Source organism: Rhodobacter sp. SGA-6-6, from assembly GCF_011043545.1.
In the GTDB taxonomy this organism is placed as follows: Bacteria; Pseudomonadota; Alphaproteobacteria; order Rhodobacterales; family Rhodobacteraceae; genus Pseudogemmobacter.
This window is the reverse complement of the sequence record NZ_JAAKGP010000006.1, coordinates 161,673-179,005: the sequence shown is the minus strand read 5'-3', so window position 1 is coordinate 179,005 and position 17,333 is coordinate 161,673. Positions and strand designations below refer to the sequence as shown.

Below are 17,333 nucleotides of genomic sequence, written 5' to 3'. Positions count from 1 at the left end.
GGCCTTCGCCATGGTAACTTTGGAGGGCTGGGACCGCGGAAGCGCATCCCCCTACCCCGCCAGCCCCCGCGCCAGCCAGCACAGCGCCACGCCGAGCGCCAGACTGGCCAGGCCCAGCATCCGCCGCCGCTCCGGTCCCATCTCCGCAAGCAGCCGCAGCGCCTCCTCCATGCGCGAAGGGGCCAGCGCAAGCGCCAGCCCCTCCACCGCAAGCACCAGCCCGAGGGCCAGCAGCACCCAGGTCACGGCGCCGCGGGCGCGGCTGTCGGGGCCGCGGGAGCTGCCCCGGCTGCCCCGGCCTCGCTGTTCAGATAGTCGAAGAACTCGCTGTCGGGCTGCATGACGATGGTGGAATTCTCGCCCCGCAGCGCCTTGCGGTAGGCATCCATCGAGCGCATGAAGGCGAAGAACTCGGGGTCCTGGCCATAGGCCTCGGCCAGGATGCGGTTCCGCTCGGCATCGGCCTCGCCGCGGATGGTCTCGGCCGTCCGCCGCGCCTTCGAGGTCTCCTCGACCACGGTCCGGTCGGCCGCCGCGCGCACCCTCTGCGCCGCCTCGCCGCCGCGCGCCACCTCGTCCGCCGCCTCGCGCTCGCGCTCGGCCCGCATCCGGGCGTAGGTGGCGTTCAGGTTCTGCTCGGGCAGGTCGGTGCGGGTCAGCCGCACGTCGATGACGGTCACGCCAAGCGCCTCGGCCTCGCGGCGGGCGATGTCGCGGATGTCGTTCATCAGCCCGGTGCGGTCCTGGCTCAGCACCCGGTCCTGGGTGGTCTTGCCCAGCACCTCGGGGATTGCCTGTTGCAGGATGTTGCCCAGCAGCACCTGCGCCCGTTCCTCGCCGCCGGCGCCGGTGGCCTGGCGGAAGGCCTTCAGGTCGGTGATCCGCCAGCGGGCGAAGGCGTCGACGACCAGCCGGCGCTCGCCCAGAAGCGTCACCTCGATCGGCGCGGTCTGCAGGCCGAGGATGCGGTCCTCGTAATAGACCACCTCCTGGATGAAGGGGATCTTCCAGCCGAGGCCGGGGGTTTCCTTCTCCTGCATGATCTCGCCGAACTGCAGGACCAGCGCCTTCTTCCTTTCGTCGACGATGAAGACCGAGGACAGGAACAGCACCAGCAGGATGAAGAGGACGGGAAGGATGTAGATCGGACGCATCAGTTGGCCCCCCCGGTCGCTGCCGGAGCCTGCGCCGGAGCGCGGCCGCCCAGCCGGTCAAGCGGCAGGTAGGGCAGCACGCCCCCCTCGCCGGTCACGCCATCGAGGATCACCTTGTCCACTCCGCCAAGCACGGTTTCCATCGCCTCCAGATACAGCCGCTTGCGGGTGATCTCGGGCGCCTTGACATATTCGGCATAGACCGAATTGAAGCGCGCGGCCTCGCCCTCGGCGCTGTTGATCGCCTGGGCGCGGTAGGCCTCGGCCTCCTCGACCAGACGCGCGGCCTCGCCGCGGGCGCCGGCGGTGACGCGGTTGGCGTAGCCGTCGGCCTCCTTCTCCAGCCGGTCGCGTTCCTGCTGGGCGTCCTGCACCGCGCGGAAGGCGGCGGCCACGTCCGCGGGGGGCTGCGCCCGCCGCAGGTTGACCCGGATCACCTGGATGCCGGCGTTATACTGGTCCAGCGTCGCCTGCACCGCGGTGCGCAGGTCCGCCGCGATGGCGCCGCGCTCGCGGTTGAGGATCGGCGACAGTTCCGACCGGGCGATGATGTCGCGCATGGCGCTTTCGCTGACGGCGCGGATGGTCTCCTCGGGGTCGGCGAGGTTGAAGAGATAGGCCTCGGGGTCCGAGACGTTCCACTGCACCTGGAAGCCGATGTCGACGATGTTCTGGTCGCGCGTCAGCATCAGCGCGCCGGTGTTGCCGTCGGCGCTGCCGATGTCGGTGGTGCGCTCGCCGGTGACCTGCACCTTCTCGTAGGTCACGATCGGCCAGGGGGCGAAGTTCAGACCCGACTCGCCGATGCCCGAGGCGCGGCCGAGCGTCAGCTCGACCGAGCGTTCCTCGGGCCGGACCGAGTAGAAGGACATGAAGGCCCAGCCGGCGACCAGCGCCAGCGCGCCCAGGAGAAGGCCCTGTCTGGTGAAGATCGGTCCGGTGGAGGGCCCGCGCGGGCCGCCGCCGCCGTTCTGGCCGCCGCGGCCGCGGCCGCCCATCAGCACCCGCAGCTGTTCCTGCCCCTTGCGCATGATCTCGTCGATCTCGGGGATCTGCGGGCCTTCGCCGGGCCGCCGCCCGCCGCCGCGCCGCCCGTCGTCGTCACGGCGGTCCTCGTCGTCGGGCCCGCGCCCGCCGCCTCCGCCGCCCCCCCAGGGACCTCCTGCCATGTGGCCTGTTCCTCTCTGTTCCTACGTTCCGTCTAACCTGTGCATCCGCACGGCGAATTCAAGCGCAAACCGCCCCGGAAGCCGCCCCCGCGGGCGGTCCGGGCCGCTTTGCCGCACCGCAGCTACCCTAGGCCGGATCGGCGGGGGCCGCAACCGAGGGACGGGCGCGGGGGCGGCGGGCGGGAAAAGGCGAGGCGCTGCCTCGCCCCCGCCCGAGGGGGCGGGTTCCCCCTGTAGACCTGTCAGCCCGAGACCACATAGGCCAGCGCCCGACCCGGCGGGCGAGTAGCGCCCGCCGGGGGCGGGGCGGGCGCTGGCCGGGTGCTTGTGAAGCACCCGGCCGGCCAAGGGGAACCGTTGCGTCGTGGCGAAGGCGATGGCCTTCGCCAATGCATCGGCGGAGCGGCGGGGTGAACCCCGCCCTACGGGACCATCCCCGCCGTCGCCTTTCCCCCTACCGCACCGGCTTTCGCATGGTCACCAGTTCCTCGGCCACGGTGGGATGCACGGCGACAGTGCGGTCGAAATCCTCTTTCGTCGCCCCCATCCGGATCGCCACCGCCGCCAGCTGGATCAGCTCTCCCGCGCCCTCGCCGACGATGTGGCAGCCCAGCACCCGGCGGCTGTCGGCGGCGACCACCAGCTTCATCAGCATCCGGTCCTGCCGCCCGGCGAAGAGCGACTTCATCGGCCGGAAGGTCGCGGCATAGATCTCCACCGGCCCGGCCGCCCGCGCCTCCTCTTCCGTCAACCCAACCGTGCCCAGTTCCGGCTGGGTGAAGACGGCGCTGGCCACCAACTCGTGGTCTGCCCTGGTCGGGCGGCCGAGGAAGACGGTATCGGCGAAGGCATGGCCCTCGCGGATCGCCACCGGGGTCAGGTTCACCCGGTCGGTCACATCGCCGACGGCATAGATCGAGGGCACCGAGGTCTGGCTGTAGCCGTCCACCTCCACCTGCCCGCGCGCGCCGATGCGGACGCCCAATGCCTCCAGCCCCAGCCCGGCGCTGTTCGGCACCCGCCCGGTAGCGTAGAGCACCAGATCGAAGTCGCCGGCCGTGCCGTCGGTGGCATGGGCGCGGATGCCGCCCGCGACCTTCTCCAGCCGGGCCACGTCGGCGTTGCAATGGATGGCGATGCCTTGCGCCTGCATCGCCGCCGCCACATGCTCCCGCGCCTCGGCATCGAAGCCGCGCAGGATCTGCGGGCCGCGGTAATACTGCGTAACCTCCACCCCCAGCCCGTTGAGGATGCAGGCGAATTCCGATGCGATATAGCCGCCGCCCACCACCAGCGCCCGCTTGGGCAGGGCGTCGAGATGGAACATAGCGTTCGAGGTGACGGCGAGGTCGGCCCCCGGGATGTCGGGCACGAAGGGCCGGCCGCCGGTGGCGATCAGGATATGCCTGGCGGTGATCCGGGTTCCATCGGCCAGCCGCACCGCATGGGCATCCTTCACCACCGCGCGGGCATCGTGGATGGTCACGCCCGCCCCGGTGAGGGTGTTGCGGTAGGCATTCTCCAGCCGGTCCAGCTCCGCCTCCAGCGCCTTGCGGAAATGGCCCCAGTCGAAGCCCCCGGCCTGCACCTGCCAGCCATAGGCCTTGGCATCCGCGACCGCCGCGCCCAGCACGCTGGCGTTCACCATCAGCTTCTTCGGCACGCAACCGCGGATGACGCAGGTGCCGCCCATCCGGCTTTCCTCGGCCAGCGCCACCTTGGCGCCGCCCTCGGCGGCAGCGATCCGCGCCGCCCGCACCCCGCCCGAGCCGCCGCCGATGACGAAAAGATCAACGTCGAAGGACATTGGTGAACCCCCTGAAAGATTATCCCGAGGGTATCCCATGGAGGCCCGGGAAAGGCCAGAGGGGGGAACAGGAGGCTCATGGCCGCCATCGGGAAGGAGCACCTGCGCACACCGCCGGACCGAAGTCCCGGCCGGGTCAACAGGCGCGGAACGCGCCCCCGGCCAGCGCCCGACCGCCCCCCGGGCGGGCGCTTCTGCGCCGTCGGTTCTCCGCTCCATCCGGGGGAGAAGCCGCCCCATGAAGCGCTGCCCACGCACCGTTGGCAGCGCCCACCCGCGGTCGGGCGCCGGCCTCCGTTGCGGCGATGACAGCTCCGTCCGAAGCGGCCTTCCCCGCCCCGACTTCACTCCAGATCGGCGAAGATGTTGTCGCTCGGCGCGAAGTCCACCCGGTCGTCCTCGACCCTGCCGGTGTTGATGTCGCGCACCGAGGCCCGGCCGTCGGCATGGCCGATCACCACGATGTCGCAGATGTCGATGAAAAGCCCGTTCTCCACCACGCCCGGAATCTGGTTCAGCACCAGCGCCAGTTGGCGCGCGTTGCCGATCCGGTTCAGGTGCAGGTCGAGGATGTAGTTGGCCTCGTCGGTCACCAGCGGCTTGTCGCCGTTCATCCGCAGGGTCACGTCGCGGCCGAGCACATCCATCGACACCAGCGTCTCCTCGACCAGCGCCTTGGTGGTCTGCCAGCCGAAGGGGATCACCTCCACCGGCAGCGGGAAGGCACCCAGCTGGACCACCTCCTTGGCCGCATCGGCGATCACGATCATCTGATCCGAGGCGGTCGCCACGATCTTCTCCTGCAACAGCGCGGCGCCGCCGCCCTTGATCAGGTTCAGGTTGGGGTCGAACTCGTCGGCGCCATCGATGGTCAGGTCCAGCCATTTCACGTCGTCCAGCGTGGAAAGCCGGATACCGAGGCTGGCCGCCAGCTCCGCCGTCCGGCTGGAGGTCGGCACGCCGACCACCCGCAGCCCCTCTTCCCGGATGCGCTCGGCCAGGCAGCGCACCATCCAGGCGGCGGTGGAGCCGGTGCCGAGGCCCAGCTTCATCCCGTCCTCGACGAATTCCACCGCACGCTTCGCCGCGATGAACTTGGCCTTGTCGATGGGGTTCAGATCGGCGGGCATCGGTCTTCCTTCCGTCCTTGGCGTCCGCCCTCCGATTAGCGCAAAGCCCCGGCTGGGGCGAGAGGCAATCGGGGAAACAGTCGCGGGCCGGCGGTTCCGATCCACCGCCCGGCCGGGCGGGAGAAAGCGAGGCATTGCCTCGCCCCCGCCCGTGCGCGACATGTCAACCGGAGACGGTGGCAGCGCTAAACCCGGAGAGGCCAGCGCCCGACCCGGCGGGCGAGAAGCGCCCGCCGAGGGCGGGGCGGGCGCTGGCCGGGCCTTAAAGGCCCGGCCGCGACAAGGGGAAGCGTTGCTCCGTGGCGAAGGCGCGCGCCTTCGCCAAGGAGGCCTCGCCACCGCGCTGCCACCCCCCATGTCAATCCCCGCATCCCTTATGTCGGTTTCCGCCTGTTCAGCGCCCCCGCGCCGCCCCATATTCTGCCGGCGCACAGGAGACACCCGGAGATGTTCGTCCTCCACCATACCCCCGACACCGCGGCCACGCCCGTCCGCATCCTGCTGGAAGAGCTGGCCCTGCCCTACACCGCCCGTCGGGTCGACCGCGAGGGCGGCGAACTGGCCTCGCCCGGCTACCGGGTGCTGCATCCGCTGGGGAAGATCCCGGTGCTGGAAACCCCGGAGGGACCGCTGGTCGAGACCGCCGCCATCCTGCTGTGGCTGGCCGACACCCATGCGCCCGGCCGCTTCGCCCCGGCGCCCGGAACCGGGGACCGCGGCGCCTTCCTGAAATGGCTGTTCTTCGCCACCTCAAACCTGCATCCGCCGGTGATGGAGATCTACTACTCCGACCGCGTGGCCGGGCCCGCGGCCTCGGAGGCGCTGGTCCCGCTGGCCGCCGCCCGGGCGAAAACCGTGCTGGACGCGCTGGAGACCGGGGCGAAAGCCGCGCCGGCGCTGTTCCCGGCCGACCGGCCCTCGCTCCTCGGCCTCTACATCGGCACGCTGATGCGCTGGCTGGGGCAATTGCCCGACGGCCATCCCGGCCTGATCCGCGCCGCCGACTATCCCGTCCTGCACGCCACCCTCGCCGCCTGCGAAACCACCGCGGCCGCGGCCCGGGTGGCAGCGGCCGAGGACCTCGGCCCGACCCTCTTCACCCGCCCCGCCCGCTGAAAGCCAGGCCCAGATGTTCCTTTCCGTCTTCGACATGTTCAAGGTGGGCATCGGCCCCTCCTCCAGCCACACGATGGGGCCGATGGTCGCCGCCGCGCGCTTCCTCGACCGGCTGCGCGCCTCGCCCTTCCACCCGAAGGGGCTGAGGGCCTCGCTGCACGGCAGCCTCGCCTTCACCGGGGTCGGCCATGCCACCGACCGGGCGACCATTCTCGGCCTCGCCGGCTTCTCCCCCGACACCTACGACGCCGAAAAGGCCGAAGCCGCGCTGGCGCGGATCAATGCCACCAAGACCATCGAGGCCCCCGGCCTGCCGCCCTTGCAGTTCGACCCCAACGCCGACCTGCTGTTCGACTACGGCCCCGCCCTGCCCGGCCATGCCAACGGCATGATCCTGAAGGCCACCGACGCCGAGGGCGACGTGATCCTGGAGGAGACCTATTACTCCATCGGCGGCGGCTTCGTGCTGACGGCAAGCGAACTGGCCGAGGCCGGCGCCGGCAAGGCCAAGGCCCGCGCCGACGTGCCTTACCCGTTCGAGACCGGCGCCGAGATGCTGGAGATGGCCCGGAAATCCGGCCTCTCCATCGCCGCGATGAAACGGGCGAACGAGCTGAAGTTCCGCTCCGCCGCCGAGCTGGACCGCGGCATGGCCCGGATCTGGGAAGTGATGAACGCCTGCATCTCGCGCGGGATGGAGGGCACCGGCATCCTGCCGGGCGGGCTGAAGGTGCGCCGCCGCGCCAAGGGCATCCACGACGCGCTGATGGCCGAGCGCGGGCTGAACCTCGCGCCGCCGCATACGATCAACGACTGGATGAGCCTCTACGCCATGGCGGTGAACGAGGAGAATGCCGCTGGCGGCCAGGTGGTGACGGCGCCGACCAACGGCGCGGCCGGCGTGGTGCCGGCGGTGATCCGCTACTGGCTGGACCATGTGCCCGGCGCCACTCCGGCGCGGGTGGGCGAGTTCCTGCTGACCGCCGCCGCCATCGGCGGCCTCTGCAAGCACAACGCCTCGATCTCCGGCGCCGAATGCGGCTGCCAGGCCGAAGTCGGCTCGGCCTCGGCCATGGCCGCCGCCGGGCTGGCCGCGGTCCTGGGCGGCACGCCGGAGCAAGTGGAGAACGCCGCCGAGATCGCGCTGGAGCACCACCTCGGCATGACCTGCGACCCGATCAAGGGGCTGGTGCAGGTGCCCTGCATCGAGCGGAACGGGCTGGGGGCGATCAAGGCGGTCTCCGCCGCCTCGCTGTCCCTGCGCGGCGACGGGCAGCATCTGGTGTCGCTGGACGCCTGCATCGAGACGATGCGGCAGACCGGCCACGACATGCACGAGAAATACAAGGAAACCAGCCTCGGCGGCCTTGCGGTGAACGTGCCCAACTGCTGATCCCGCGATCCGAAGGCGCGGCTGCCGCCGCATTCCTTTTCGTGGTGGCTGGCGGAATCTCTTGCGGCTGCTGTCGTCCGATGGGGGCATTCTGCCCCCAAACCCCCTGAGGATATTTAAGTCCAGAAAGAGGAGCAGGCCTTTCTCCTCTTTCTGGACTTAAATATCCCCGCCGGAGGCATCCGCCGGGCGGGGCCGGGAGACCGGCGCCCGGGGAAGCGCCCTCCCCGCCCCTCCATTTTCCCCGGCCCCCCTTCCCCCCCGCGCCGGCATCCGCTATGGGGCTGGCGCAATTCCTGGACCGGGGAAGGACCTCAGCATGGCCAACGTAGTCGTCGTGGGCGCCCAGTGGGGCGACGAGGGCAAGGGGAAGATCGTCGACTGGCTCTCCGAGCGCGCCGACATCGTCGCCCGCTTCCAGGGCGGCCACAACGCCGGCCATACGCTGGTGATCGACGGGGTGACCTACAAGCTGTCGCTGCTGCCCTCGGGCATCGTCCGCGGCGGCAAGCTGAGCGTCATCGGCAACGGCGTGGTGCTGGACCCCTGGGCGCTTCTGGCCGAGATCGACAAGCTGGCGGCGCAGGGCGTCGCCGTCTCGCCCGAGACGCTGATCATCGCCGAGAACACCCCGCTGATCCTGCCCGTCCATGGCGAGCTGGACCGCGCCCGCGAATCGCAGAACGCGGTGGCGAAGATCGGCACCACCGGCCGCGGCATCGGCCCGGCCTATGAGGACAAGGTCGGCCGCCGCACCATCCGCGTCGCCGATCTGGCCGACGAGGCCACGCTGGACACCCGCATCGGCCGGCTGCTCGGCCACCACAACGCGCTGCGGGCGGGCCTCGGCCTGCCGGCGGTGGACGAGGCGGCGCTGAAGGCGCAGCTGATGGAGATCGCGCCGAAGATCCTGCCCTATGCGCAGCCGGTCTGGAAGGTGCTGACCGAGGCCCGCCGCGCCGGCAAGCGCATCCTGTTCGAGGGCGCGCAGGGCTCGCTGCTGGACGTGGACTTCGGCACCTACCCCTACGTGACCAGTTCCAACACCCTGGCCGGCATGGCGGCCACCGGCACCGGCCTCGGCCCGACCTCGATCGACTTCGTGCTCGGCATCGTCAAGGCCTATACCACCCGGGTTGGCGAAGGCCCCTTCCCGACCGAGCTGCACGACGCCGATGGCCAGCGGCTCGGGGAACGCGGGCATGAATTCGGCACCGTCACCGGGCGCAAGCGCCGCTGCGGCTGGTTCGACGCCGTGCTGGTGCGGCAGACCTGCGCCACCTCGGGCGTCTCGGGCATCGCGCTGACCAAGCTGGACGTGCTGGACGGGTTCGAGACGCTGAAGATCTGCACCGGCTACATGCTGGACGGCGAGAAGCTGGACTACCTGCCCACCGCCGCCAACCTGCAGGCCCGCGTCACCCCGGTCTACGAGGAGATGAAGGGCTGGAGCGAGTCGACCGCCGGCGCGCGGTCCTGGGCCGAGCTGCCCGGCGCGGCGATCAAGTATGTCCGCCGGATCGAGGAGCTGATCCAGTGCCCGGTGGCGCTGCTGTCGACCAGCCCGGAACGCGACGACACCATCCTGGTGACCGATCCCTTCGCCGACTGACCCCTGCTCCCCCCGACGCGCGTCGCGACGACGCGCCGGAGGCGAAGGAGGAGCGGACCGGAGGAGCCCATGGCCCTGAGCTACAAGACCCGCAAGCGGCTGGCATTGCTGATCCTCCTGGTCGGAATGCCGCTTTACGTCATCGCCGCGGTCAGCCTGGTCAACTGGGCCGATGCCCGCTGGGGCCGGCTGCCGCTCTGGGGCGAGTTCGCGGTCTATGTCGGCCTCGGCCTCCTTTGGGCGCTGCCGTTCCGCGGCATCTTCCGCGGCATCGGCCAGGAGGACCCGGACAAGGAAAAGGCGGGCCCCGAGGACCCGCCCTCCTGATCCTCCTCTCCCAGCCTCAGCGCGCCAGCTTGCGCGCCTCGGCCAGGTAGCCGGAATCGCCCGCCAGCACGAAATGCCCGCGCCCGACCTTGGCGATCCGGCCCTCGCGCAACAGCGTGCCGAAACCGCGCAGCCCATCCTCGCGGGTGAAGCCCGCCCCCAGCCGACCGGCCTCGACCTGCCGCATCAGGAAGGGACGGGTGAAATGGTCGCGCTTCTCGACGCAGGTCGCATAGGCCGCGGCCGCCTCCAGCATCTGCGGCAGGCCGGTCGCGCCCAGCCGTTCGGCGAATTCGGCGAAGCCGCGGCTGTCGTCGAAGATGTTGCCCGGCCCCGAGTCTGCCGCATCCTCGGCCGCATCCGCCTCGTCGTCGGCAAGCGCGGCGACCAGCGCGGCATCGGCGGCCAGGCCGGCCTCCTCCGCCGCCGAAGCGGTGTCGTCGCCGCGCATCATCGCCTGCAACTCGGCCTCCAGATCGGCATCGGTCTCCGCCGCCGCCATCGCCGCCGCACCGCCGGCCACCCGGCGCGGGCGGACCGGGGCGATGCGGGCGGGCGCGGGGGACGTGCGGTCAATCCGCTGTTCCGAGACCAGCACCAGCGGCGCCGGACGGTCGCCCGGGGCGGCTTCGGCCGCCGGCTCGCGGGCGGGACGGGCCGGGCGGACGCCGCCTTCTGCATGGCGCGGGCGCACCGGGCGCACGGCGCGGGCGAGGTCGGCGCGATAGGGATCGGCGCGCTCCTCGTCCGAGGGCTCCTTCACCCCGGCGCGGCGCTCGGCCACGGTGGCGGCGACGGCGGCCTTCAGGTGCTGGATCGCGGCCAGACGGCGGCGGTTCTCCGGCTCGGACATCTCGTCGTCGGCCTGGCGCATCAGCCGGGCCATGTCCTCGTCGGGGCTTTCGGGCGGGGCCTGCGGCGCCTCCGCGGCGGCCGGAGCCTCCGCAGCCGGCGGCAGCGCATCGGCGCGGCGGATCTTGATCACCCGGGCACGGGCGCGCTGCGCCTTCTCGGCGATTCCCGGCGCGGCGGCGGAGGTCTCCTCCGCCACGGCTTCGGGCGCAGCCTCGGCAGCAGGCGGCGCAGGCGCTTCAGCGGCTTCGGCAGGAAGCTCGGGGGAAACCTCGGCCACGGGAGCGGGCTCTTCGGCCGCCTCGGCCTCCGTCTCTTCCGCAGCCTCGGCGGCCACGGGCTCCGCAGCCGGTTCCTCTGCGGCGGGCTCGTCGTCCCAGCCGCCCAGCAGTTCTTCCGGCAGGTCGTCGTTCAGGTCGCCGGTCACCACCGGCTCGGGCACTTCCGGCGCCTCTGCCAGTTCGAACAACTCCTCGTCGATCAACTCCAGATCCTCGGCGAAGGGATCGGCAGCCTCCTCCGGGTCTTCGGCCTGCGCGGGCGCGACCACATCGGCCTCCGCCCCGGCCCCGCCGGACAGCGAGGCGATCAGGCCGGCCAGCCCGTCGTCTTCCTCCGCAGGTGCGGGCTCGGACGCTTCCGGCCCGGCAACGGCCTCCTCCTCGTCCTCGGCCTCGACCGAAGTCAGGACCTCTTCCTCATCGACCAGCAGCCCGCCCAGCCGTTCCAGAACGCCGGCATCGTCGTCCCCGGCAGCCGCGATCTCGGCGGGCGCCTCCTCCGCCGCCGGTTCGGCGGCAGCCTCGTCCAGCGCCTCCGGCAGGTAATCCTCCGCCGCGGCGAAGGCTTCGGCGAGGCCCTCCGTCCCGCCGACCGCGCCGGCATGTTCGTCCTCGAAATGCTCGGGCATCGCCGCGGCCGCAGCCACGGGCGCGAGCGCCTCGCCGCCGGCGGCCGAGACCGCCTGCCGCAGCCGCGCCAGCTTGGCCGCCACGCCTTCGGGCATGGCGGCGGCCAGGGCGGGCCGCGGGGTCAGGTCTTCCTCGGGCGGCTCTTCGGCGGGGTCTTCCGTCGCGAAGAACTCCTCCGCCGGCGCATTCCCTTCGGCGCTCCCGGCAAGTTCGGGCTCGGCGGCGGTTTCGGGCTCGGCCTCCGCCTCGGGCGCAACCTCGGCGACATCCTCGACGGGCTCGGGCGCGGCAGCCTCGGGCTCCGCCACGATTTCCGCCCGCTCGACCGCGGCCGGTGTCTCCACCGGCGCGGCGACGGGCGCCGCCACCGCCGGCTCCTCGGCCGCGCGGAGAATCACGCCGTTGTCCTGCACCCGGGCCTCGACCCGGCGCTGGACCTCGCGCTCGGCGATCCGGTGCAGCATCGCGGCGTCGGGGGTGGGCGGCTCGGCGCCGAAATAGCGGTCCTCGGCAGCCAGGTCGCGGAAATATTCCGCAATCGCCTTCATGGTGTTGAACGGGTCATCGAAACCTTCCAGCGTGCAGCTGAAGGTTCCGTAGGACACGGTCAGGATCTTGCTTGCACCATTCATCGGCTGTCTGCCTCTCGCACTACTCGTTCCCGCCATCCTATCGGCCGGTTGTCCGAATCCATGGACAGACCGGGGTAATTTGAAGGATTGATTGTGGCCCGCAGCCATCCGATTGCCATATTTCGAACAGTATCCGCATGAATCCGCCGATTGTCCAATCCCGCACCGCCGTTACCCTGGCCGGAGGCGGCGCGCTTCCCGCCCGCGACCTGAAACTGGCCCTCGCGCGGGCTCCGGTGGCCGTGGCGGCGGACAGCGGCGCCGACCAGCTCTTGGCCGCGGGCGTGATGCCCGAGGCGGTGGTCGGCGATTTCGACTCGATCTCGGCAGCGGCGCGGGCGGCGATTCCACCCGGCCGGATGCATCCCACCCCGGACCAGGACCGCAGCGACTTCGACAAGGCGCTGCAGGTGATCGAGGCGCCGCTGATCCTGGCCGTCGGCTTCACCGGGGCGCGGCTGGACCACGGGCTGGCGGTGATGAACGCGCTGGCCCGGCTGCCGCACCGGCGCTGCATCGTGATCGGCCCGAAGGACATCGCCTTCGCCGCCCCGCCGCGGCTGAGCCTGCGGCTGCGGCCGGGCGATCTGCTGTCGCTGTTCCCGCTGGCGCGGGTGGCGGGGACAAGCGAGGGGCTGCACTGGCCCTTGCACGGCCTCGACTTCGCGCCCTGGGGGATGATCGGCACCTCGAACCGCGTCACCGCGCCGCGGGTGCAACTGGCCTTCGACCGGCCCGGAATGCTGGCGATCCTGCCGCGGGCGCGGCTGGACCGGGCGATCACGGCTCTTCTGGCAGCACCAGCGTGGTCCGCACCTTATGCGCCAGCCGCTCGCGGTGGATGATGTAGAGACCGGAGCCGACGATGATCACGATGCCGGCGATGGTCAGGCTGTTCGGCAGGTCGCCGAAGATCAGGAAGCCCAGCAGGACGGCGACGACGATCTCGAAGTAATGCAGCGGCGCCAGCGTGGCGGCGGGCGCCCAGGCCAGCGCCTGGGTCATGCACATGTGGCTGACCGCCGCCCAGAAGCCGACGCCGAACAGCCAGAGCCATTGCCAGCCCTGCGGCATCACGCTGTCGAGGTCGGGGATCGGCCCGTCGTTCATCGCCAAGAGGATCGGCAGGCAGATCAGGATGCCGGTCCAGCTGGTGTGCACCTGCATGACGACCGGATGCATCATCGTGGACACCCGTCGTGTCACCAGCATGTAGAAGGCGAAAGAGAAGGCGGTGCCGAGCGGCCAGAGCGCGATCAGCCCGAAGGCCTGCAACGAGGGCTGGATGACCAGCAGCGCGCCGCCGAAGCCCACCACGCAGGCGGCGATCCGCCGCGGGCCGACCTGGTCGCCGAACAGGAAATAGCCCAGGATCAGCAGGATGAAGGGCTCGACGAAGGCGATGGCCAGCGCATCGGCCAGCGGCATGACGGCGATGCCCGAGACGAAGGAGAAGGTGGAGAACACCAGCAGCGCCGCCCGCAGCGTCACCAGCGCCAGCGCCCGGCCGGCCAGCCGCAGCGACAGGCCCATGATCCAGGCGACCGGCAGCATCAGCGCGCATTGCACCAGGAAGCGCGCGGCGGTGACCTGGCCCACCGGGATGCCGCCCTCGGCCGCCAGCTTGGAGCAGACGTCCAGAAGTGGGGCGAGGACGCAGAAGGCCAGCATCAACAGGATGCCGGGCAGGATGCGGTCGGTCTGGGCGGAGGGGGCGGCGATGCTCATGCCCCATGGCTAGCCGCCCGGCCGCCGCCCCGCCATCCCGAAAGCGACATCGCCGGCGAAGCAAAGGCGCGGCTGCCGCCGCAAGCCTTTATCGTTGCGGCCGGCGGAGTCTCCTGCGGCTGCTGTCGGCTGATGGGGGCATTCTGCCCCCCATGCCATCGGTTTCTCGAACCGATGGCGAAACCGCTGGCATACCCCCGAGGATATTTGGAGCAGGTGAATTTGAAGAAGACCTCTTCTCCATTCACCTGCCCCAAATATCCCCGCGCGGCGCGCATCCGCCGGGCGGGGCCGGGAGACCGGCAGCCGCTGCTTTCCGCGGCAGCGCCGCCGAGCGGGGGCTCGAAGCCCCCCGAGGCGGCTCCTCCCCGCCGGCTTTCCCGCATCATGCCTTGCGCCGCCCGCCGCTTGCGCCTAAATGGCCGCGCAAGACTTGGCCCCGGGAACAGCGCCTCCATGGAAACCGTCGTCCTTACCATCCACCTGATCCTCGCCCTTCTGCTGATCGGCGTCGTGCTGCTGCAGCGCAACGAGGGTGGCGCGCTTCTTTCCGGCGGCGGCAACATGCAGGCCCGCGGCCAGGCCACCGGGCTGACCAAGCTGACCTGGATCTTCGCCACCGCCTTCATCTGCACCTCGATCGTGCTGGCGGTGATGGCGGCGCGCAACAGCGGCGGCGGTTCGGTCGTCGACACCACGCCCGAGGCGGCGGCCCCGGCCGAAACCGCGCCGGCGCCCGCGGATGCCGACAGCCTGCTGCCGCCCGCGCCCGCCGACGAGGCGCTGACCCCGCCGCCGGCCGGCGAACCCGCCCCGGCGGAAGCGCCTGCTCCCGCCCCCGCCGACACCGAGGCCAACTGATCCACAACCTTTTGTCGCAGCCCCGCCCCCGCAAACATCATCTTGCGGGGCCCGGGTTGTGCAGATCGCCGGGACAGGGTATATCCCGACTCCCGTGGTGCAGCGATTCCACCGCTCCGAATCGCGCTTGAAACACGGGGGCCTGCGTGGCGCGTTACATCTTCATCACCGGCGGCGTCGTCTCCTCCCTCGGCAAGGGCCTGGCCTCCGCCGCGCTCGGCGCATTGCTGCAAGCCCGCGGCTATACCGTCCGGCTGAGGAAGCTCGACCCCTACCTGAACGTCGACCCCGGCACGATGTCGCCCTTCGAGCATGGCGAGGTCTTCGTCACCGACGACGGCGCCGAGACCGACCTCGACCTCGGCCATTACGAGCGCTTCACCGGGGTCTCGGCCCGGCAGACCGATTCCATCTCCTCCGGCCGGATCTATTCCAACGTGCTGGAGAAGGAGCGGCGGGGCGACTACCTCGGCAAGACCATCCAGGTCATCCCCCACGTCACCAACGAGATCAAGGACTTCCTCCGCATCGGCGACGAGGAGGTCGACTTCATGCTCTGCGAGATCGGCGGCACCGTCGGCGACATCGAGGGCCTGCCCTTCTTCGAGGCGATCCGCCAGTTCATCCACGAACGCCCGCGCGGCCAGTCGATCCTGATGCACCTGACGCTGCTCCCTTACCTGGCCGCCAGCGGCGAGTTGAAGACCAAGCCGACCCAGCATTCGGTGAAGGAGCTGCAAAGCATCGGCCTTGCCCCCGACGTGCTGGTCTGCCGCTCGGAACACCCGATCCCGGAGCGGGAGCGCGAGAAGATCGCCCTCTTCTGCAACGTGCGGAAGGAGGCGGTGATCCCGGCCTACGACCTGTCCACCATCTACGAGGCGCCCCTGGCCTATCATCGCGCCGGGCTCGACCAGGCGGTGCTGGACGCCTTCGGCATCACCCCCGCACCGAAGCCCAACCTTGCCCGCTGGGAAGACGTGATGGACCGCATCCAGCACCCGGAGGGCGAGGTCCGCGTCGCCGTGGTCGGCAAATACACCCAGCTGGAAGACGCCTACAAGAGCATCGCCGAGGCGCTGACCCATGGCGGCATGGCGAACCGGACCAAGGTCCGCGCCGAATGGATCGACAGCGAGATCTTCGAGCGCGAGGACCCCGCCCCCTGGCTGGAGGGCTTCCACGCCATCCTGGTCCCCGGCGGCTTCGGCGAGCGCGGCACCGAGGGCAAGATCAAGGCCGCCCGTTTCGCGCGGGAAAAGAAGGTGCCCTACCTGGGCATCTGCCTCGGGATGCAGATGGCGGTGATCGAGGCCGCCCGCACCCTGGCCGGGCTGTCCGACGCCGGATCGGAGGAATTCGACCACGAGCGCGGCGGCAAGCGCTTCACCCCGGTGGTCTACCACCTGAAGGAATGGGTGCAGGGCAACCACACCGTCCGCCGCAAGGCCGACGACGCCAAGGGCGGCACCATGCGGCTGGGGGCCTATACCGCCAACCTGAAGGACGGCTCGGCGGTGGCCCGGATCTACGGCGCCACGGTGATCGAGGAACGCCACCGCCACCGCTACGAGGTGGACATCCGCTACAGGGACCAGCTGGAGCGCTGTGGCCTGATCTTCTCGGGCATGAGCCCGAACGGCCGCCTGCCCGAGATCGTCGAGGTCAAGGACCACCCCTGGTTCATCGGCGTCCAGTTCCACCCGGAACTGAAGTCGAAACCCTTCGCCCCCCACCCGCTGTTCGCGGATTTCGTGCGGGCGGCGGTGGAGGGGGCAAGGTTGGTGTGAGGGAGATGAGACAGGAGAGTGACGTGGGACCCATCACCGGGAAAGAGCTTTTTGATCGTGCCTGTGACTTTGCAGATAAGATAACCGACGGGCACAGAGAGAAAATTCTTGCCCATGCAACAGCCATGACGGTCCACTCGCGTCATGAGACAAAAAAAGCGCTGTTTTTCCGACTTCTAGGTTCGGTGACAAATGCCAACATGAAGGCGAAGGTCATTTGGGGATCGGGTGCGACCATCCAACAGACCGCTAACGAATTGAGGAAAGCACTGTTGGATTATGACGCATCCGAAGTGCTGAAGAAATGGGGGGCAGGACACGAAGCCCTGCTGGAACACCTCAAGAAAGGCGTTACGCGGGCCAAAGATGCCCGGGACAGCGGTGATCGAAGTATCTGGCTCCAGTTCGCCAAATCCACCCTTTCGGCGGCAGCATTTGTCGAAAGCTTTCCCGAGGTTGGCGATTTCTATCGCTGGGCAGAACAGTTGATCGAAGACCCGCGCAACTCTGCCGCTTTGCCCCTTGTCATCTCGCAGGAGGTCTTCGGCCTCGGCTATACCCTTGCATGCGATTTCATCAAGGAATCCGGATTTCCCGGCTATGGTAAACCGGATACCCATATCCGCAACCTTCTCTTCGACCTGGAGCTTTGCCCACGGGATGCGCCGGATTATGTGGTCCAGCGGCGACTGATCGAACTGGCGAAAGAGGCAGACGTAACCCCCTACACGTTCGACAAGGTTCTGTATCTGATCGGCAGCGGCCGCTTCGATGACGCAGGCCTTGCGAAAATCAAGGGGCAACGCGCCCAGTTCGTCGAGTCGGTGCGCAGGCAAGCCCAGAGATAACCC

The 17,333-nt window shown here is 70.1% G+C and carries 15 protein-coding genes; 8 read left to right on the top strand and 7 right to left on the bottom strand.

The window, feature by feature from the left end; translation table 11 throughout:
- Positions 1 to 51: 51 nt before the first annotated feature.
- The 5 genes from G5B31_RS13165 to rpiA all read right to left on the bottom strand — a co-directional run bounded on the left by G5B31_RS13165 (position 52) and on the right by rpiA (position 5,260).
- A complete protein-coding gene (locus G5B31_RS13165; RefSeq protein ID WP_165018380.1) occupies positions 52 to 246 on the bottom strand; it encodes a DUF2065 domain-containing protein in 195 nt (64 codons plus the stop codon).
- Positions 243 to 1,154: a protease modulator HflC gene (hflC, locus tag G5B31_RS13160; protein ID WP_165018378.1), complete on the bottom strand. Its 912-nt coding sequence runs from the start codon at positions 1,152 to 1,154 to the stop codon at positions 243 to 245. The genes G5B31_RS13165 and hflC overlap by 4 nt, the downstream gene beginning before the upstream one ends.
- The gene (gene hflK, locus G5B31_RS13155) at positions 1,154 to 2,323 is read right to left on the bottom strand and encodes an FtsH protease activity modulator HflK (RefSeq protein ID WP_165018376.1); all 1,170 of its coding nucleotides are present in this window, start codon (positions 2,321 to 2,323) and stop codon (positions 1,154 to 1,156) included. Before hflK ends, hflC begins: the two co-directional genes overlap by 1 nt.
- Before the next feature lie 454 nt (positions 2,324 to 2,777).
- Positions 2,778 to 4,130, bottom strand: coding sequence for a glutathione-disulfide reductase (gene gor / locus G5B31_RS13150; RefSeq protein ID WP_165018374.1), 1,353 nt, complete (start codon positions 4,128 to 4,130; stop codon positions 2,778 to 2,780).
- A 344-nt stretch (positions 4,131 to 4,474) separates the two neighbouring features.
- Positions 4,475 to 5,260: a ribose-5-phosphate isomerase RpiA gene (gene rpiA / locus G5B31_RS13145; protein ID WP_165018372.1), complete on the bottom strand. Its 786-nt coding sequence runs from the start codon at positions 5,258 to 5,260 to the stop codon at positions 4,475 to 4,477.
- A 447-nt stretch (positions 5,261 to 5,707) separates the two neighbouring features.
- Between rpiA and G5B31_RS13140 the strand changes: the two genes are divergently transcribed.
- The 4 genes from G5B31_RS13140 (at position 5,708) to G5B31_RS13125 (ending at position 9,708) form a co-directional block, all read left to right on the top strand.
- The gene (locus G5B31_RS13140) at positions 5,708 to 6,376 is read left to right on the top strand and encodes a glutathione S-transferase family protein (protein ID WP_165018370.1); all 669 of its coding nucleotides are present in this window, start codon (positions 5,708 to 5,710) and stop codon (positions 6,374 to 6,376) included.
- Positions 6,377 to 6,389: 13 nt separating this feature from the next.
- A complete protein-coding gene (locus G5B31_RS13135; RefSeq protein ID WP_165018368.1) occupies positions 6,390 to 7,769 on the top strand; it encodes an L-serine ammonia-lyase in 1,380 nt (459 codons plus the stop codon).
- A 319-nt stretch (positions 7,770 to 8,088) separates the two neighbouring features.
- Positions 8,089 to 9,381 (top strand): adenylosuccinate synthase, encoded by a 1,293-nt coding sequence (locus tag G5B31_RS13130; RefSeq protein WP_165018366.1) that lies wholly within the window; start codon positions 8,089 to 8,091, stop codon positions 9,379 to 9,381.
- 69 nt (positions 9,382 to 9,450) lie between these two features.
- Complete coding sequence (locus G5B31_RS13125) at positions 9,451 to 9,708, top strand: DUF2842 domain-containing protein (protein WP_165018364.1); 258 nt, start codon at positions 9,451 to 9,453, stop codon at positions 9,706 to 9,708.
- Positions 9,709 to 9,724: 16 nt separating this feature from the next.
- On the opposite strand, the gene G5B31_RS13120 is transcribed toward G5B31_RS13125, so the two are convergent.
- On the bottom strand, positions 9,725 to 12,103 hold the full coding sequence (locus tag G5B31_RS13120; RefSeq protein WP_165018363.1) for a hypothetical protein: 2,379 nt from the start codon (positions 12,101 to 12,103) through the stop codon (positions 9,725 to 9,727).
- Positions 12,104 to 12,240: 137 nt separating this feature from the next.
- Here G5B31_RS13120 and G5B31_RS13115 point away from each other — a divergent pair, with 137 nt between their 5' ends.
- The gene (locus G5B31_RS13115; protein ID WP_165018361.1) at positions 12,241 to 12,948 is read left to right on the top strand and encodes a thiamine diphosphokinase; all 708 of its coding nucleotides are present in this window, start codon (positions 12,241 to 12,243) and stop codon (positions 12,946 to 12,948) included.
- Here G5B31_RS13115 and G5B31_RS13110 read toward each other — a convergent pair.
- The gene (locus tag G5B31_RS13110) at positions 12,884 to 13,831 is read right to left on the bottom strand and encodes a DMT family transporter (protein WP_240904407.1); all 948 of its coding nucleotides are present in this window, start codon (positions 13,829 to 13,831) and stop codon (positions 12,884 to 12,886) included. The two genes, G5B31_RS13115 and G5B31_RS13110, sit on opposite strands and share 65 nt — an antisense overlap.
- A gap of 456 nt (positions 13,832 to 14,287) precedes the next feature.
- Between G5B31_RS13110 and secG the strand changes: the two genes are divergently transcribed.
- From secG to G5B31_RS13095, 3 genes are all read left to right on the top strand, one after another.
- A complete protein-coding gene (secG, locus tag G5B31_RS13105; RefSeq protein ID WP_165018359.1) occupies positions 14,288 to 14,692 on the top strand; it encodes a preprotein translocase subunit SecG in 405 nt (134 codons plus the stop codon).
- A 146-nt stretch (positions 14,693 to 14,838) separates the two neighbouring features.
- The gene (locus G5B31_RS13100) at positions 14,839 to 16,482 is read left to right on the top strand and encodes a CTP synthase (RefSeq protein ID WP_165018357.1); all 1,644 of its coding nucleotides are present in this window, start codon (positions 14,839 to 14,841) and stop codon (positions 16,480 to 16,482) included.
- A gap of 23 nt (positions 16,483 to 16,505) precedes the next feature.
- On the top strand, positions 16,506 to 17,330 hold the full coding sequence (locus G5B31_RS13095; protein ID WP_165018355.1) for a hypothetical protein: 825 nt from the start codon (positions 16,506 to 16,508) through the stop codon (positions 17,328 to 17,330).
- Positions 17,331 to 17,333 lie beyond the last annotated feature (3 nt).

Excerpts from the sequence above, each read along its gene's own strand:
- hflC (WP_165018378.1), bottom strand. The coding sequence starts at position 1,154 with ATGCGTCCGATCTACATCCTTCCCGTCCTCTTCATCCTGCTGGTGCTG.
- hflK (WP_165018376.1), bottom strand. The coding sequence starts at position 2,323 with ATGGCAGGAGGTCCCTGGGGGGGCGGCGGAGGCGGCGGGCGCGGGCCC.
- gor (WP_165018374.1), bottom strand. The coding sequence starts at position 4,130 with ATGTCCTTCGACGTTGATCTTTTCGTCATCGGCGGCGGCTCGGGCGGG.
- rpiA (WP_165018372.1), bottom strand. The coding sequence starts at position 5,260 with ATGCCCGCCGATCTGAACCCCATCGACAAGGCCAAGTTCATCGCGGCG.
- G5B31_RS13140 (WP_165018370.1), top strand. The coding sequence starts at position 5,708 with ATGTTCGTCCTCCACCATACCCCCGACACCGCGGCCACGCCCGTCCGC.
- G5B31_RS13135 (WP_165018368.1), top strand. The coding sequence starts at position 6,390 with ATGTTCCTTTCCGTCTTCGACATGTTCAAGGTGGGCATCGGCCCCTCC.
- G5B31_RS13130 (WP_165018366.1), top strand. The coding sequence starts at position 8,089 with ATGGCCAACGTAGTCGTCGTGGGCGCCCAGTGGGGCGACGAGGGCAAG.
- G5B31_RS13125 (WP_165018364.1), top strand. The coding sequence starts at position 9,451 with ATGGCCCTGAGCTACAAGACCCGCAAGCGGCTGGCATTGCTGATCCTC.
- G5B31_RS13120 (WP_165018363.1), bottom strand. The coding sequence starts at position 12,103 with ATGAATGGTGCAAGCAAGATCCTGACCGTGTCCTACGGAACCTTCAGC.
- G5B31_RS13115 (WP_165018361.1), top strand. The coding sequence starts at position 12,241 with ATGAATCCGCCGATTGTCCAATCCCGCACCGCCGTTACCCTGGCCGGA.
- G5B31_RS13110 (WP_240904407.1), bottom strand. The coding sequence starts at position 13,831 with ATGAGCATCGCCGCCCCCTCCGCCCAGACCGACCGCATCCTGCCCGGC.
- secG (WP_165018359.1), top strand. The coding sequence starts at position 14,288 with ATGGAAACCGTCGTCCTTACCATCCACCTGATCCTCGCCCTTCTGCTG.